The sequence below is a fragment of the Pimelobacter sp. 30-1 genome (assembly GCF_018831735.1).
GTDB lineage: Bacteria > Actinomycetota > Actinomycetes > Propionibacteriales > Nocardioidaceae > Nocardioides.
This window is the reverse complement of sequence record NZ_NHTS01000013.1, coordinates 70304-83444: the sequence shown is the minus strand read 5'-3', so window position 1 is coordinate 83444 and position 13141 is coordinate 70304. Positions and strand designations below refer to the sequence as shown.

The 13141-nt window shown below is 73.0% G+C and carries 14 protein-coding genes, 1 other RNA gene and 1 riboswitch; of the genes, 10 read left to right on the top strand and 5 right to left on the bottom strand.

Annotated elements, in window-relative coordinates; all coding sequences use genetic code 11:
- Positions 1 to 11: 11 nt before the first annotated feature.
- Both CCO04_RS25590 and CCO04_RS25585 read left to right on the top strand, forming a co-directional pair.
- Positions 12 to 1457 (top strand): RNB domain-containing ribonuclease, encoded by a 1446-nt coding sequence (locus CCO04_RS25590; protein ID WP_215817013.1) that lies wholly within the window; start codon positions 12 to 14, stop codon positions 1455 to 1457.
- Positions 1454 to 1987 (top strand): bifunctional adenosylcobinamide kinase/adenosylcobinamide-phosphate guanylyltransferase, encoded by a 534-nt coding sequence (locus CCO04_RS25585; RefSeq protein WP_215817012.1) that lies wholly within the window; start codon positions 1454 to 1456, stop codon positions 1985 to 1987. The genes CCO04_RS25590 and CCO04_RS25585 overlap by 4 nt, the downstream gene beginning before the upstream one ends.
- A gap of 9 nt (positions 1988 to 1996) precedes the next feature.
- Here the strand turns inward: CCO04_RS25585 and CCO04_RS25580 are convergent, their stop codons facing one another.
- The 3 genes from CCO04_RS25580 to cobT are packed head-to-tail and all read right to left on the bottom strand — an operon-like array spanning position 1997 to position 4672.
- Entirely contained in the window at positions 1997 to 2863 is an 867-nt protein-coding gene (locus CCO04_RS25580) for a hypothetical protein (RefSeq protein ID WP_215817011.1), read from the bottom strand.
- Positions 2856 to 3635 (bottom strand): adenosylcobinamide-GDP ribazoletransferase, encoded by a 780-nt coding sequence (locus CCO04_RS25575; RefSeq protein ID WP_308281534.1) that lies wholly within the window; start codon positions 3633 to 3635, stop codon positions 2856 to 2858. Before CCO04_RS25575 ends, CCO04_RS25580 begins: the two co-directional genes overlap by 8 nt.
- On the bottom strand, positions 3632 to 4672 hold the full coding sequence (gene cobT / locus CCO04_RS25570; RefSeq protein WP_215817010.1) for a nicotinate-nucleotide--dimethylbenzimidazole phosphoribosyltransferase: 1041 nt from the start codon (positions 4670 to 4672) through the stop codon (positions 3632 to 3634). The genes CCO04_RS25575 and cobT overlap by 4 nt, the downstream gene beginning before the upstream one ends.
- Positions 4673 to 4710: 38 nt before the next feature.
- On the opposite strand from cobT, the gene CCO04_RS25565 reads away from it, so the two are divergent.
- The 3 genes from CCO04_RS25565 (at position 4711) to CCO04_RS25555 (ending at position 9040) form a co-directional block, all read left to right on the top strand.
- A complete protein-coding gene (locus CCO04_RS25565; RefSeq protein WP_215817009.1) occupies positions 4711 to 5229 on the top strand; it encodes a 2'-5' RNA ligase family protein in 519 nt (172 codons plus the stop codon).
- A 186-nt stretch (positions 5230 to 5415) separates the two neighbouring features.
- The gene (locus CCO04_RS25560; RefSeq protein WP_038679896.1) at positions 5416 to 5619 is read left to right on the top strand and encodes a cold-shock protein; all 204 of its coding nucleotides are present in this window, start codon (positions 5416 to 5418) and stop codon (positions 5617 to 5619) included.
- 232 nt (positions 5620 to 5851) lie between these two features.
- Positions 5852 to 9040, top strand: a complete 3189-nt coding sequence (locus CCO04_RS25555) for a glycoside hydrolase N-terminal domain-containing protein (RefSeq protein ID WP_215817008.1) — start codon at positions 5852 to 5854, stop codon at positions 9038 to 9040.
- A 66-nt stretch (positions 9041 to 9106) separates the two neighbouring features.
- Here the strand turns inward: CCO04_RS25555 and CCO04_RS25550 are convergent, their stop codons facing one another.
- Positions 9107 to 9421, bottom strand: coding sequence for a multidrug efflux SMR transporter (locus CCO04_RS25550; RefSeq protein ID WP_215817007.1), 315 nt, complete (start codon positions 9419 to 9421; stop codon positions 9107 to 9109).
- 9 nt (positions 9422 to 9430) lie between these two features.
- Positions 9431 to 9496: riboswitch (guanidine-III (ykkC-III) riboswitch) on the bottom strand.
- A 30-nt stretch (positions 9497 to 9526) separates the two neighbouring features.
- Here CCO04_RS25550 and CCO04_RS25545 point away from each other — a divergent pair.
- The 5 genes from CCO04_RS25545 to CCO04_RS25525 all read left to right on the top strand — a co-directional run bounded on the left by CCO04_RS25545 (position 9527) and on the right by CCO04_RS25525 (position 12506).
- Positions 9527 to 9943 carry a YccF domain-containing protein gene (locus CCO04_RS25545; RefSeq protein ID WP_215817006.1) on the top strand — a complete coding sequence of 139 codons (417 nt, stop codon included), beginning with the start codon at positions 9527 to 9529 and terminating at the stop codon, positions 9941 to 9943.
- Positions 9944 to 10004: 61 nt separating this feature from the next.
- A complete protein-coding gene (locus tag CCO04_RS25540) occupies positions 10005 to 10295 on the top strand; it encodes an excalibur calcium-binding domain-containing protein (protein ID WP_215817005.1) in 291 nt (96 codons plus the stop codon).
- A 46-nt stretch (positions 10296 to 10341) separates the two neighbouring features.
- Positions 10342 to 10752: an NAD(+)--rifampin ADP-ribosyltransferase gene (arr, locus tag CCO04_RS25535; protein WP_215817004.1), complete on the top strand. Its 411-nt coding sequence runs from the start codon at positions 10342 to 10344 to the stop codon at positions 10750 to 10752.
- Positions 10753 to 10827: 75 nt separating this feature from the next.
- A complete protein-coding gene (locus tag CCO04_RS25530) occupies positions 10828 to 11511 on the top strand; it encodes a hypothetical protein (RefSeq protein WP_215817003.1) in 684 nt (227 codons plus the stop codon).
- Between the two features lie 566 nt (positions 11512 to 12077).
- Positions 12078 to 12506, top strand: a complete 429-nt coding sequence (locus tag CCO04_RS25525; protein WP_215817002.1) for a hypothetical protein — start codon at positions 12078 to 12080, stop codon at positions 12504 to 12506.
- 218 nt (positions 12507 to 12724) lie between these two features.
- On the opposite strand, the gene rnpB is transcribed toward CCO04_RS25525, so the two are convergent.
- Positions 12725 to 13094: RNase P RNA component class A (gene rnpB / locus CCO04_RS25520), an RNA gene on the bottom strand.
- Between the last annotated feature and the right edge of the window lie 47 nt (positions 13095 to 13141).

The following is a 13141-nucleotide window of genomic DNA, read 5'->3' as shown; positions in this document are numbered from 1 at the left end:
GGGTCACCAGCATGCCGAGCAACGTCGTGGTCCGGGTCAAGGCAGGCTCGCCGGAGCTCCAGCAGGGGCTCGAGGCGATCGCCAAGGAGCTGGACCTGCCCGGGGAGTTCCCGGCCGAGGTCACCGCCGCGGCCGAGCGGGCCGCCGCGAGCGCCGTCCCGCCCGAGCTCGACCGCACCGACCTGCCGTTCATCACCATCGACCCGGCGGGCTCGATGGACCTCGACCAGGCGCTGCACATCGAGCGCGCCGCGGACGGCGGCGGCTTCCGGGTGCACTACGCGATCGCCGACGTCGCCGCGTTCGTCCACGCGGGCGACCCGGTCGACGTCGAGGCCCACCGCCGCGGCGAGACGCTCTACGGCGCCGGCACCCGCATCCCGCTCCACCCCGCCGAGCTCTCCGAGGGCGCGGCGTCGCTGCTGCCCGACCAGGTCCGCCCGGCGCTGCTGTGGTCGCTCGACCTCGACGCCGCGGGCACGCTGGGCGAGGTCCGCGTCGAGCGGGCCCGGGTGCGCTCGACGGCGCGCTGGTCCTACGTCGACGCGGACCGGGCCCTCGCCGACGGCACCGCGGGCGAGGTGCTCACCCTGCTCCGCGAGGTCGGCGAGCTGCGCCTGAAGCAGGAGACCGAGCGCGGCGGCATCTCGCTGCCGCTGCCCGAGCAGGAGATCGACGAGGCCGACGGAGCCCTGCGGCTGGTGTTCCGCGAGCAGCTCCCGGTCGAGCAGTGGAACGCCCAGATCTCGCTGCTCACCGGGATGGCCGCGGCCGGCCTGATGATCGGCGCCAAGGTCGGCATCCTGCGCACGCTCCCGCCGCCCGACCCGCGCGACGTCGCCCGCCTGCGCCGGGTCGCCAAGGGTCTGCGGATCACCTGGCCCCAGGACCTCGACTACCCGGGCTTCGTGCGCTCGCTCGACCCGGCGGTCTCCCAGCACCAGGCGATGGTCGTGGCGTGCACCCGCCTCCTGCGCGGCAGCGGGTACGCCGTCTTCGACGGCGAGCTCCCCGAGCAGACCCGCCACTCCGCGATCGCCGCCGAGTACGCCCACGTCACCGCGCCCCTGCGCCGCCTCGGCGACCGGTACGCCGGCGAGGTCTGCCTCGCGATCTGCGCCGGCACCGCGGTGCCCGCCTGGGTGCTCGAGGCCCTGCCCGGCCTGCCCAAGACGCTCCAGGACTCCGCCCGCCGGGCGGGCTCCTACGAGCGCGCGGTGCTCGACCTGGTCGAGGCCGCCGTGCTCGCCGACCGGGTCGGCGAGAGCTTCGACGCCGTCGTGACCAGCGTGCGCGAGGACGACCCCGACACCGGCGTCGTGGTGCTCGCCGAGATCGGTGTGGAGGCACCGGTCACCTCGGCCGGCGGATCCCCGCTGCCGCTGGGCGAGGACGTCCGGGTCACGCTCACCACTGCCGACCTCGCGGCCCGCAAGGTCGCGTTCACGCTCCAGTGAAGATCCTCGTCACCGGCGGCGTCCGCTCCGGCAAGTCCCGCCACGCCGAGACCCTCGTCGCCGGGTCCGGCGACGTCACCTACGTCGCGGCCGGACCGGTCTACGACGACGCCGACTGGGCCGCCCGGATCGCCGCGCACCGCGGCCGCCGCCCGGCGTCCTGGACCACGGCCGAGACCCGCGACGTCGCCGGGGTGCTGCGCGCCTCCGGCGCGGCCCCGGTCCTCGTCGACTGCCTCGGCACCTGGCTCACCGGCGTGATCGACGACGCCGGCCTCTGGGACGCGCGCGTCGAGGACGTCGAGGCGCACGTCCTCGGCCTGCTCGACGACCTCGTCGCCGCGCTCGGCGAGCGCGGGCCGGAGACCGGGCACGTCGTGCTCGTCACCAACGAGGTCGGCCTCGGCGTCGTACCGGAGCACCGGTCGGCACGGCTGTTCCGCGACCTGCTCGGCACCGTCAACCAGCGTGTCGCGGAGGTCTGCGGCGAGGTGCACCTGGTCGTCGCGGGCCGGGTCCTGCGGCTCTGACCCTGGACGCTAGGAGCGCACGAACGGCTCGCGTGCCAGGACCCGCCCGGCCGCGTCGGTGACGAGACGGCCGCGCTCGCCGTACGCGTTGCCGACGACGATCTCGACGATCGCTCCGACGTCCGGCTCGTGCCCGAGCGCCAGGTAGACGCTGGTCGGCTTCTCCACCTGCAGCGTCCGGCGCGCCCGCGCCACGTGGGCCACGGCGGCGGCGAGGTCGAAGCGCCGCAGGTCGACCGCCCGGTCGGTGGGGTCGGTGACGGCGTGCGGGTCGAAGATCGTGTTCCAGCGGTCCTGGGCGTTCCAGTTCCACCAGCGCTCGCGGCGCTTGCCCAGCGGGCCGTGGGGCGCGGTGGCGCTCGCCTGGTGCGGCTCGGAGACGGCCAGGACGTAGGCCCGCCAGGTGCCGGTCAGCTCGCGGTACTCGCGGAGCAGCAGCGTGAGCCCGGCGACGGTGTAGAGGTCGGGGGCCGGCTCCGGCGTCGCAGGGGTCGTCGGGGGCGTGGTGGACGGCGGGGTCCGGGTCGGCCGGGGAGCAGGAGCGGGTGCGGGTCCGGGCGCGCTCGTGGGCGGCGGGTCGTCCCGGCGGGCCCACAGCATCCCGCCGGTGGCACCGACGGCGAGCAGCCCCAGCGCGCCCAGCACGAACCGGCGCCGGTTCGGGTCCGGCGGCGGTACGGCGGGCAGGGCCGGCGCGCCGGGGAGTCCCTCGACCAGCGCGGCGAGCTCGACCAGCGTCGGCACCCGTACCGCCATGTCGGTGCGCTCGAGCTGGTCGTCCTCGTCCAGGTCGCCGCGGGTGCGGGCGTCGGCCAGGGTGCGGACGACGAGCAGCCGCTCGTGCGCGGTGGGGGCCCGGTCCTCGAGCTCAGGCACCGGCCAGTCCGACGAGCAGGACGGCGAGGGCGATCTCGATCCCGGCGCCGAAGACGTCCCCCGTGACACCGCCGAAGCGCCGGACGGTGTGGGCGGTGAGCGCGGCGACGACCAGGGCCGCGACCGCGACGGTGACCGGTCCGCGGACCGGGTCGACGAGGACGGCGAGCGCGGCGAGCCCGGCCCAGCCGAGCACCGCGACGACGACCGGGACCCGCCGGGTGAACGTCACGCCCAGCCCGTCGGGACGGGCCGGGGGCACGACCGAGCAGGCGGTGATCCACAGGGCCGCGCGCGAGGCGCACACCGCGGCGCCGGCGACGACCGCGGAGCGGAGCTCGCCGTCGAGGCCGACGAACCACATCAGGCCCGCGGCCTGCGCGCCCAGCACGAGCACGAGCGCGGCGACGCCGGCCGGGCCCGCCGTACCGCTCTTCATGACGGCGAGCGAGCGCTCGCGGTCGTAGGACGAGGTGAGCCCGTCGGCGACGTCGGAGAGCCCGTCGAGGTGCAGGGCCCGGCTGCCGACCGCGAGGACGGCGAGCGCGGCGAACGCGACGCCGAGCGCCGGCAGGTCGAGTCGTCCGCCGGCCCACACCACCGCGCCGACCAGGACGCCGAGCGGCAGCACGGCGAGCGGGGCCAGCAGCAGCGCGCCGGTCGCGACCCCCGGGGTGACCCGCAGCACGACGGGCACGCGCAGCGCGGTCAGCATGCCGATCGAGAGCCGCAGGCTGCGGCCGAGGACGGCGACGTCCACGGCGCCGCTCACTCGGGCGGCATCAGGTCGGCCAGCAGCGCGACGTCGCGCAGCAGGGCGACCGCCGAGCGCAGCACCGGTACGGCGGCGACCGCCCCGGAGCCCTCGCCGAGCCGCAGCCCGAGGTCGAGCACGGGGGACAGGCCCAGCTTGTCGAGCGCCAGCGCCTGTGCGGGCTCGGTCGAGCGGTGCCCGGCGGCGAACCAGGCGGTCGCGCCGGGCGCGATCTGCTCGGCGTAGAGCGCGCAGGCGACCGACATCAGCCCGTCGAGCAGCACCGGGACGCCGCTCTCGGCGGCCTGGACCAGGTAGCCCGTCGTCGCCACGAGGTCGGCGCTGCTGAGCGCGGCCAGCGCGTCCATCGGGTCCGCGACCCGGTCGCCGGCCCGGTCGAGCGCCTGCTGGACCAGCGCCTGCTTGTGGCGCAGCGCGGCGTCGTCGACGCCGGTGCCGCGCCCGGTCACCTCGTCGGCCGGGAGGCCGAGCGCGGCGGCGACCATGGCCGAGGCGGGGGTCGTGTTGCCGATGCCCATGTCGCCGGAGAGCAGCAGCTGGGCGCCCGCGGCGATCTCCTCGCGGGCCACGGTGCGGCCGACCTCGAAGGCGCGGGCGGTCTCGTCGGCGCTGAGCGCGTCCTCGACGTGGATCGCGCCGCTGCTGCGTCGTACCTTGTGGGCCTGGACGTCGGCCGGCACGCCCTCGAGGTCGTCGTCCACCCCGAGGTCGAGGACCCGCACGTGGACGCCGTGGGCGGCCGCCAGCGCCGACACGCCGGCCTTGCCGAGCACGAACGTGCGCACCATCGCCGGGGTGATCGCCGGGGGATAGGCCGACACGCCGTGCTGGGCGACCCCGTGGTCGCCCGCGAAGATCACCAGCCGGACCTCGGTCAGCGGCTCCGGCGGGCACACGCCCTGGGTGGCGCTGACCCACACGCCCAGCTCGCCGAGCCGGCCGAGCGCGCCGGCCGGGGTCGCGAGGCCGGCCAGGCGCTCGGCGGCGCGGGCGCGGACCTCGGGAGCGGGCGGCGGCACGACAGCGGCAGTCATGACCCGCAACTTAGCCTGGATCCGCCTATCCTCCCGACGTGGCCCACTCCGTGCTGGCGGTTCCCGTCCCGGCGCTCGAGCCCTACGTCCGCAGCCGCTGGGAGCACTACGACCCGGCCTGGGTCTCCCGCGACCCCGCCTTCACCCACGCCCACATCACCGTCCTGGCGCCCTTCCTGCCCGAGCCCACCGGCGCCGATCTCGACCGGGTCGCCGAGGTCGTCCAGACCACTGCGGCCTTCGACTTCCGCCTCGCCGAGGTCGCGACCTTCCCCGACGGCCTGGTGCACCTCGTCCCCGAGCCCGCGGGCCCCTTCGCCGAGCTCACCGACCGGCTGTGGCGCGCCTTCCCCCAGTGCCCTCCCTACGCGGGGGAGTACGGCGCCGTGGTGCCGCACCTGACCCTCGACCGGGTCGGTCCCGGGGTGTCCGTGGCGACGGTCGAGAGGGACCTCGCCGGGGTGCTCCCGGTCACGCTGCGCGCCGATCGGGTCGAGCTGCACGGCTACGAGGAGATGAACTGTCGATTTCTCCTCGGCTGGTCATGCAGCGGATGAGCCCGCACGGTGCTAGCGTTGGGGGCGTTGAAAGGGATCGCAAGGTCCCCCCGGGCCTCAACGGGCCCGGAACATCTCGTGGTACTTGGTCTTCGGTTCAGCTGGGCATCAGGGCGGTACAGATGTTTCAGCACTCGGTGTCGGCGCCCGTCGACACCACGAAACACGAACACCAAGGAGAAAATCATGGCTCAGGGCACCGTCAAGTGGTTCAACAGCGAGAAGGGCTTCGGCTTCATCGCCCCGGCCGACGGCACCCCGGACGTCTTCGTCCACTTCTCGGCCATCCAGGGCAACGGCTACAAGTCGCTGGACGAGAACCAGCAGGTCGAGTTCGACGTCACCCAGGGCCCCAAGGGCCTGCAGGCGGAGAACGTTCGCCCGCTCTGATCAGCTCGTCTGATCGAGTCTGACGACTCAACCTGACCGAACCCCCGGCGCCGCTCAGCGGCGCCGGGGGTTCGGCTCTTTTTCGGTGCCTTTCCGCGCTTGTTCCGCCAAACATCGGGTGAAAGGCGGCTTCTCGACCAGAGTCTGAGCGTAACAAGGGGGTTGACGGCGGCGATAGATGGGATGTTTGCTGGGTGACCCCGATCACACCAGCTTCGAAAGCGAGGTCCGCATGGGACCGAACCCGACCCTGCCGCGTCGTGGCCTGCTGCTCGCCGGCGGCGCCGCGGGCGCCCTGCTCGCCGCGCGCGGTGCGGCGCCGTCCGCGGCGGCCGCCCTCGTGCCCGACCAGGCCCTGGCCGGCCCGCTCGTCGTCCCGCCCGTCCCGCGCCGCGCGCTCTGGTTCGACCGGCCGGCCACGGTGTGGAGCTGGCCGGCGGGCGTCTCCTGGGAGGGCGCCGACCGCGACCGCCGTACGGCCGAGCCGGCCGCGCTGCCCCTCGGCAACGGCCGCGTCGGCGCGATGCTCCACGCCGGCGCCACCGTCGACCGGGTCCAGCTCAACGAGCAGAGCCTGTGGGGCGGGCTCAACGACTACGACGGCGACTACGACACCGGGGTGACCGGCTTCGGCTCCTACCGCGACTTCGGCGAGCTCGTCGTCACCCTGGGCGCGCTGCCCGCGGCACCCACGCTGACCTCCGACCTCGGCGGCGGCACGACCTCGGCGAGCGAGACCGCCGCCCGCACGATCGACGGCAGCGTCTCCTCCAAGTGGTGCATCATCGCGCCCGACGAGGGGACCCAGGCCTGGACCGCGACCTGGACGGTCGACCTGCCGACGCCGGTCGCGGTCGCGCAGTACACCTTCACCAGCGCGAACGACGTCCCGGCGCGCGACCCCCAGGACTGGCGCCTGCTCGGCTCGGCCGACGGCCAGGACTGGACCGAGCTCGACGCCCGGCAGCACGCGGCGACGCCCTTCACGGCGCGCGGCCAGGCGCGCTCGTTCACCGCCACGAACACCACCGCCTACCGCTTCTACCGCTTCGAGTTCCGGCCCAAGGTGGGCACCTCGCACTTCCAGGTCGCCGAGATCGCGCTCGACGGGGTCACCTTCGCGGGGCCGGCCGAGCAGGTCCCCGAGGGCTACCGGCGCTTCCTCGACCCGATGACCGGCCTGCACTCGACGTCGTACGAGCGCGACGGGGGCACGCACGTCCGCGAGGCGTTCGCCAGCCGGACCGCCGACCTGCTGGTGCTGCGCTACCGCACCGACGCGCCCGGCGGGATGAGCGGGACGATCGACCTGAGGTCGGCCCAGAACGGGGACAGCCCGCGCCGCCCGGCACCGACCGTCGTCTCCACCGCCGGCGACCGGATCCTCTTCGCCGGCGAGATGGCCAACGAGCTGCGCCACGCGGCCGAGGTCCGGGTCCGGCACGAGGGCGGGACCGTCGCGCCCCAGGGGGCCGCGGTCGCCTTCACCGGCGTCGCCGAGCTCGAGCTGCGGATCGACCTGCGCACCGACTACCGCCTCGACGCCGCGGCGGGCTGGCGCACGGGCCGGGACCCGGCGACGGTGGCGCAGCAGACCCTCGACGCGGTGGAGAACCGGGCGTTCGAGGCGCTCTTCGAGGCCCACGCCAAGGCGCTCGGCGCGATCATGAACCGGGTCTCGGTCGACTGGGGCGCCAGCGCCGACGACATCGTCGCCCTGCCACTCACCGAGCGGCTGCGCCGCTACGCAGACTCCGCGGACGCCGCCGACCCCGAGCTGGAGCAGCTCCACTTCCAGTACGGGCGCTACCTGCTCGCCTCGTCCTCGCGGCCGGACGGCCTGCCGGCCAACCTGCAGGGCCTGTGGTGCAACGAGAACAACCCGCCGTGGGCCTCGGACTACCACACCAACATCAACATCCAGATGAACTACTGGGCGGCCGAGACCACCGACCTCGGGGACAGCCACGAGGCACTCGCGCACTTCATCGAGCAGGTCGCCGTACCGAGCCGGGTCGCCACCCGCAAGGCGTTCGGGGACGACGTCCCCGGCTGGACGGCGCGCACCAGCCAGAGCATCTTCGGCGGCAACGGCTGGGAGTGGAACACGGTGTCGAGCGCCTGGTACGCGCAGCACCTCTACGAGCACTGGCGCTTCACCCAGGACCAGGCCTTCCTGCGCCGCTTCTACCCGCTGGTCAAGGAGATCTGCCAGTTCTGGGAGCACGAGCTCGTCGAGAAGGAGGACGGCCGGCTCTACGCGCCGAACGGCTGGTCGCCGGAGCAGGGACCGCGCGAGGACGGGGTGATGCACGACCAGCAGATCGTCTGGGACCTCTTCACCAACTACCTCGAGATGGCCGACGCGCTCGGCACGGACGCGGGCTACCGGGCGAGCGTCGCGGCGATGCGCGAGAAGCTCGCCGGCAACAAGATCGGCAGCTGGGGCCAGCTCCAGGAGTGGCAGACCGACCGCGACGTCCGCACCGGCTCGGCCGGCGGCATCAACGCCCTGCACCGGCACACCTCGCACCTGTTCGCGGTCTACCCGGGCCGCCAGATCAGCGTCGAGGAGACGCCCGAGCTCGCGGCGGCCGCGCTGGTCTCGCTCAACGCCCGGTGCGGCGTACCCGACGGTGGCGAGATCACGGTCGACTCGGTCAGCGGTGACAGCCGCCGGTCGTGGACCTGGCCGTGGCGCACGGCGCTCTTCGCCCGGCTCCAGGAGCCCGAGAAGGCGTACACGATGGTCCGCGGGCTGTTCCGCCACAACACCCTGACGAACCTGTGGGCGACCCACCCGCCGTTCCAGATGGACGGCAACTTCGGCATGACGGGTGCCCTCGCCGAGCTGCTCCTCCAGAGCCACGACGGCACCATCCGGCTGCTCCCCGCGCTGCCCCAGGCCTGGGCGGCGAAGGGCTCGTTCCACGGCCTGCGGGCCCGGGGCGGCTACCGCGTGGACGTCGCGTGGCAGGACGGCCGGGTCACCGACTACGCGATCGTCGCCGACCGCGCCCCCGACCGCCGCCCCGTCCGCGTCGTCGTCAACGGCGCCGAGGTCGAGGTCGTGCCCCAGCCCGGCACCACCCCGCCGGTCAAGCCCCCCGTCAAGCCGCCGGTCAAGACGCCGAGCACCACCCGCCTGCGCGCGACCCGCAGCGAGGTCCGGCGCGGCCAGACGGTTCGCTTCGTCGTCCGCGTCCCGCGCGGGTCCGGGGGAGTGGTGCGGCTGCGCTCACGCGGTCGCGTGGTCGCCAAGAAGTCCCTCGGCCGCGACGGCCGCGTCGTCTTCACGGTCCGCCTCACCCGGCGCGGCGCCCACCGCTTCACCGCCGAGTGGTCCGGCACCGCGACCACCACCGGCTCGCGCAGCGACGCCGTCACCGTCCGGGTCCGCGCGCCCCGGCGCCGGCGCTGACGCTCGGCCCGCCGAACGGACGAGCCCCCAGCGCCGCACTGCGGCGCCGGGGGCTCGCTGTCGTCCTCAGTGCGCGAGCTTGAGCCCGACCACACAGCCGATCAGCCCGAGGATGAGCGCGATCTTGAGCACGCTCACCGACTCGTCACCGGACGCCATCGCATAGGCGACCGTGAGCGCCGCACCGATCCCGACCCACACGGCGTACGCCGTGCCGACCGGGAGGCTGCGCATCGCGTAGGCCAACCCGCCCATGCTCGCGATGATCGCCACGACGAACACCGCCGACGGCACGAACCGGGTGAACCCCTCCGAACGGCCGAGCGCGGTGGCCCACACCGCCTCCAGGACACCCGACACCACCAGCACGATCCAAGCCATGACCACTCCTTCGTGGCCGTCTTGTCGCGCTCCGGGTACGGCTCCCTCGTCCGGCGGCCGTCACAGGCCGTGGGCCCAGGATAGTGGCCCGCGTAGCCTTCGGCCATGCGGCTCGTGCTCAACATCATCTGGCTCGTCCTGGCCGGCTTCTGGATGTGCCTCGGCTACCTCCTCGCCGCCGCCCTGTGGTGCATCACCATCATCGGCATCCCGTTCGGCGTCGCGTCGTACCGGATCGGGATGTATGCGCTGTGGCCCTTCGGCCGCGAGGTCGTCAAGAAGCCCGGCGCCGGCGTCGGCAGCGGGATCGGCAACGTGCTCTGGTTCGTGTTCTCGGGGATCTGGCTCGCCATCGGGCACGCCATCACCGGCGTCCTGTGCTGCATCACCATCATCGGGATCCCGCTGGGGCTGGCGAGCTTCAAGCTGATCCCGGTGAGCCTGCTGCCGCTGGGGCGGGAGATCGTGGACTCGGACGACCTGCGGCGCGCGGTGGCGGCGTACGGGCGGACGGGCGTCTGACTTTTCGGCAATCGGGGCAATCGCCCCTTGCCCGGCCCTGTCCTGCCCTACCGTTCCGCGCATGACCCCCCGTCGTATCGCCTCTGCCGTCGCCGTCCTGGCCCTCGCCGCCCCGATCGCGACCACCCTCACCACCGCCCCGGCCACGGCCGCCGCCGGCAAGTACTACAGCAGCTGCGCCAAGCTCACCCGCGACTTCCCCCACGGTGTCGCGAAGGGCCGCGCGGCCGCGCTCAAGCAGGTGCGCGAGGGGTACGGGTCGCCGGCGTACTCGAAGAAGGCCCGGGACGTCTACGCCCGGAACAAGTCCCGCCTCGACCGCGACCGCGACGGAACCGCCTGCGAGCGCTGAGGCCCGCGCGCCGTCGTCCCGCCGTACTGCCGCCTAGGCTGAGGCGGTGACCGACGCGCTCGACGACGGACCGTTCTTCCACGGCACGAAGGCCGACCTGCGCACCGGAGACCTGCTCACCGCGGGCTTTCGGTCCAACTACCGGCCCGAGGTCGTGATGAACCACGTCTACTTCACCGCCCTCGTCGACGGCGCCGGCCTCGCCGCCGAGCTCGCCCCCGGCGACCACCCACCCCGGGTGTACGCCGTCGAGCCCACCGGCGCGTTCGAGAACGACCCCAACGTCACCGACAAGAAGTTCCCCGGCAACCCGACCCGGTCCTACCGCAGCCGGGAGCCGCTCCGCGTCGTCGGCGAGGTCACCGACTGGACGCGGCTGACGCCCGAGGCGCTGCAGGGGTGGCGGGACCGGCTGGCCGAGCTGGCCGCGGACGAGCGCGGCGAGATCATCAACTGAGCAACGCCGCTCAGAGCGGGCGGATCTCACCGGAACCCGGCGGCGTGGTCGTGGGGCGCACTAGGGTCCGGTCCCATGCGTCTCCTCCTGACCTCGCTCGCCCTCGTGCCTGTCCTCGGCCTGACCGCGTGCTCCGACGGCGATCAGGAGGCGGCTGAGCCGCAGGCCCCGGCCGCCACCACTCGCGAGCCGTCGGGGCCGAGCGAGAGTGCAGGCCCGGCAACGGATACCTATCGCCCCGCCGAGCTCGAGAGCGTTCTGCTGACGCTCAGGGACATGCCCGAGGCCGGGTTCACGTCGTTCGAGGACGACCCGAAGGATCGCAACTACTACTGCGACTACGCGCCGCCCAGGAAGCCGACCGACATGGTGGGCAGCCAGTTCCAGAAGGTCGAGGGGATCTCGCTGTTCCTGGTGAAGTCCGCGATCGACCGGTACGCGACGCCGGACGATGCGAGGGCCAACTTCGACAAGATGGTCGAGGTGCTCGAGACCTGCACGAAGGACGAGGACGACGCGGGCAACGAGTTCGAGTACAAGATGATGTCGGGGCCGAGCCTCGGTGACGACTCGGCGGCGGTCGAGATCACCGGCACGATCGACGATGTGGACCTGGTGATGCACCAGTTCTACTGGCTGCAGGGCACCGCCATGATCCAGACGACGGCCGCCGTCGGTGGCATGGCGTTCCCGGACGCCGACCAGATCAGCGACCTGGCCGAGACCGTCCTCGAGCGATACGTGGGCTTGGGCGACTAGGACGAGGACCCTCGTTGCCTCGAGCGAGCTGATGTCGATGACGACCAGGCGGATACAGACGGCCATGTCCAGACCGACGGGGTGCCGATCGAACGGCTCAGGCCGGCGAGCGTAGAGGTGGAGCGGGCCGGACGGCTGACGACCTGCTGAGCGCCCGACGAAAGCCGCCCACCTCCGGCGTACGGGGTGGGCGGCTTGGGCCTGTTGCAAGCAGGGTCGGCCCCGGCCGTGTCAGGAGTCCGCCTCTCGGCCCGGTCGGAGCCTTGTCGACGTGGCCAGAGGACCCTGCCGACTCGCTGACCGCAGTACCCATCCGGGGGACGTGCATCCCCTGGTCGGTCGACTCTGGGTCCCTCTTCCGTCGGCGGCGCGAACGGGATCACCGGCCCGTCGACAGGGGAGAACCACCTCCGCTGGGGTCCTCAGACGGCCGCGCACCCGAAGCGCCGAGAGCCGGCCGCCTCCTTGCACCGTAAGACAAAAAGAGACATGCTCACCTTTCCTTTGCAACACGAACAGGAGTAAGGAAGTTGAAATCTCTCAAGGCAGTGATTCTGATTGCTGCGATGTCCATGCTGATGTTGCCGGTCTCCTCCGCCTCGGCCATCACTCAGCCCCACCGCGCGCCGGCGACGGTGTCCAAGGCTGCCGTGGCGTCCCCAGGGTGCAAGGGGAAGGTCATCAGCTTCACCAAGCCTTCGCCGAACTACGTCCAGCTTCGTGCGCAGGTCAGCTGCAACCGTGTCGTCGACCGGATCCGTGTCCAGGCGTTCATCAGCCGCGGCGAGGGTTCCAACTACAGCGGCGTTGTCGAGTGCAAGAACAAGAGTGCGTGCTCCGCCACGGTCACGCACGCCGTGAGCAAGACCAAGACGCACAAGTACTGGGGCGGCGTCGTCCCTGGGGACGTCCCCGTCACGGTCGTGTGGGACAACGGAAAGTCGTGGACGTGCTACGTGGGCATCACGTGCACCTACGGCACGGCCAACTACTGAGCCAGACAACTGGCCCCTAGTGGCGCGGGCACCAGCGACCGCACGAAGCGCGACCCCCATGCCGGAAGCCGCCCGCCTCCCCCATCGTGGGAGGCGGGCGGCTTCCGGCGCGGGAACCAGGAGCCCCGGCTAGGGGCTGGTGGGGTCTAGGCGAGCGACTCGGGCGCGGCGGCTGCGGAGCCTCGTCTCGGAGTCTGCGCAGGTGAGTGGCCACTTTGGGGACGGGCTGGCCTGTAAGCCGGGTTCTGTCGTGGCGACCATCCATCTAGGACTGCCGTTACCGGCAGCCTCCAGCGACCTACCCGCACACTCGGGCGAGCCGCCCTCTCGGCCGAGGCCGTCGTGTGCTGTCTGGTCTTGCTCCGGGTGGGGTTTGCCTAGCTGCGCCGGTCTCCCGGCGCACTGGTGGGCTCTTGCCCCACCGTTTCACCCTTACCTCCGGCAAGCCGGAGGCGGTCTGTTCTCTGTGGCACTGTCCCGCGGGTCACCCCGGGTGGGTGTTACCCACCACCCTGCTCTGTGGAGCCCGGACTTTCCTCGGGACCCGTCGCCTCGCGGCGGGGGTCACGCGGTCGCCCGGCCAGCCCGTCCGCGCTCACTCTAGGGAACAACGGGGTGGGTCCGACAGTTGAGGG

Excerpts from the sequence above, each read along its gene's own strand:
- CCO04_RS25590 (WP_215817013.1), top strand. The coding sequence starts at position 12 with ATGCCGAGCAACGTCGTGGTCCGGGTCAAGGCAGGCTCGCCGGAGCTC.
- cobT (WP_215817010.1), bottom strand. The coding sequence starts at position 4,672 with ATGACTGCCGCTGTCGTGCCGCCGCCCGCTCCCGAGGTCCGCGCCCGC.
- CCO04_RS25560 (WP_038679896.1), top strand. The coding sequence starts at position 5,416 with ATGGCTCAGGGCACCGTCAAGTGGTTCAACAGCGAGAAGGGCTTCGGC.
- CCO04_RS25555 (WP_215817008.1), top strand. The coding sequence starts at position 5,852 with ATGGGACCGAACCCGACCCTGCCGCGTCGTGGCCTGCTGCTCGCCGGC.
- CCO04_RS25550 (WP_215817007.1), bottom strand. The coding sequence starts at position 9,421 with ATGGCTTGGATCGTGCTGGTGGTGTCGGGTGTCCTGGAGGCGGTGTGG.
- CCO04_RS25545 (WP_215817006.1), top strand. The coding sequence starts at position 9,527 with ATGCGGCTCGTGCTCAACATCATCTGGCTCGTCCTGGCCGGCTTCTGG.
- CCO04_RS25540 (WP_215817005.1), top strand. The coding sequence starts at position 10,005 with ATGACCCCCCGTCGTATCGCCTCTGCCGTCGCCGTCCTGGCCCTCGCC.
- CCO04_RS25530 (WP_215817003.1), top strand. The coding sequence starts at position 10,828 with ATGCGTCTCCTCCTGACCTCGCTCGCCCTCGTGCCTGTCCTCGGCCTG.
- CCO04_RS25525 (WP_215817002.1), top strand. The coding sequence starts at position 12,078 with ATGTCCATGCTGATGTTGCCGGTCTCCTCCGCCTCGGCCATCACTCAG.